Annotated in this window: 2 protein-coding genes; both read left to right on the plus strand. The window is 53.5% G+C overall.

All coding sequences use genetic code 11. The features are described from left to right. Window positions 1-135: universal stress protein (locus tag AC07XM_RS31070; RefSeq protein ID WP_495046087.1), on the plus strand; the 135-nt coding region annotated here is incomplete at its 5' end. A 91-nt stretch (window positions 136-226) separates the two neighbouring features. After that, complete coding sequence (locus AC07XM_RS31075; protein WP_024947944.1) at window positions 227-760, plus strand: NUDIX hydrolase; 534 nt, start codon at window positions 227-229, stop codon at window positions 758-760. Window positions 761-768 lie beyond the last annotated feature (8 nt).

Genomic DNA, 768 nt, shown 5'->3' on the forward strand with positions numbered 1-768 from the left:
TATCAGGCAGAGCACGGCATTGACCTCTTGGTCATGGGGGCGTACGGGCACTCACGCATCAGGCAGTTTCTGATAGGTAGCACGACCACGACGATGCTGCGAACATCCACTTTACCCGTATTGCTGCTTCGCTGAGCCAGTTCCACTGGCCACAGTATTTCCAGAACTGCGGAAATGCCGTGGCCACCCTGGACGATGACTAACTGATCTTGCCGTAACGAGCCCCATGCAACTCATAACTGAAATTGTTCACCCCGAGCTGAAATCCAAGCAGGGCAGAGTATTCCGTCGACATGCAGCACGCGGCATCGTGATGCGGGGTGAGCAGATCCTGTTGCTGTTCACCGAGCGCTATAACGACTTCAGCTTTCCTGGAGGCGGCCTTGATGTTGACGAGGACATTGTCACAGGCCTGAAGCGTGAGCTGGAGGAAGAGACTGGTGCCCGTGAAATACAGGTGCTCCAGCACTACGGTTACATCGAGGAGTACCGGTCCTACTGGAAGCCACAGTACGATCTGATGCACATGACCTCGCATTTTTATCAATGCGAAGTAGCGCCCCAGCTAGAGCCCGTGAGAATGGAAAGCCACGAAATCGCTAATGGTATGCGGCCTGTCTGGATCAACCTGCATGAAGCAATCACGCACAATGAAGCCGTTATGCAGCGGCACGAGTCTTCGATGGGGCAATCAATTCTGCGCGAAACCTACATGCTGAGAAAAGTCGCTTCCGAATTGTTGATGCCAATCAGCCTTTGAGCTGACTA

Source organism: Pseudomonas sp. GW460-LB5 (genome assembly GCF_059423245.1).